Origin of the sequence: Janthinobacterium lividum, assembly GCF_011601275.1 — a bacterium.
Classification (GTDB): domain Bacteria; phylum Pseudomonadota; class Gammaproteobacteria; order Burkholderiales; family Burkholderiaceae_D; genus Janthinobacterium; species Janthinobacterium lividum_E.
The window spans coordinates 1-588 of record NZ_JAAOLY010000055.1; the positions used below are offsets into that span (position 1 = coordinate 1).

Annotated in this window: 1 protein-coding gene; it reads right to left on the reverse strand. The window is 63.1% G+C overall.

What is annotated here, in order from left to right; all coding sequences use genetic code 11:
• The coding region (locus GYK42_RS28825; RefSeq protein WP_166450280.1) for a hypothetical protein at positions 1-588 on the reverse strand (588 nt) is incomplete at both ends.

Here is a 588-nt window from a genome sequence, read left to right on the forward strand (position 1 = left end):
GCTGGGCGCCCAGCGTATTCGTCACGCGCACCAGCTTGCCATCGATATTCTTTTCTTCCAGGCGCTGCTGTCCGTGGTCGTTCTCGTAGGTGACCGTCAAGCCCTTGTAGAAGATGATGTTTTTTGCCGCGTTCATGGCGCGGCGCGTGCCGAACTGCACGCTGCCGTGCTTGCCCAGCGGATCGCTGGTATACACGCGTACGACACGCCCCAGCGCATCGTAGATATTCATGCTCATGCCATAGTCGCCGCTGCCGCCGCTGCTCGAGGACTGCGAATCGAGGAAGTACGGCTGGGTGCTGATTACCGCCACGCCCTGTGTGTTGTAATCAGTGTCCTGCACGATCAGGCGCCCGGTGCCGCCCGGCTGGGCGGCGCCATCGTAGGCTTCCGTAACCGTGCGCACCTTGCGCCCGGCGGCGTCCATGTAGACGCGCGAAAACGGCCCGCTCTTCGCGTCAGCGCTGTTGCGCGGCTCGACGTGGACAAAGCTGATTGCCTCGGGTGTCCATTCGGCACGCGGCGGTGCCGGACAGTGCGCGCTGTTCGAACTGGTGTCGGCAATCTCGCGGTCCGGCAAATAGCAAT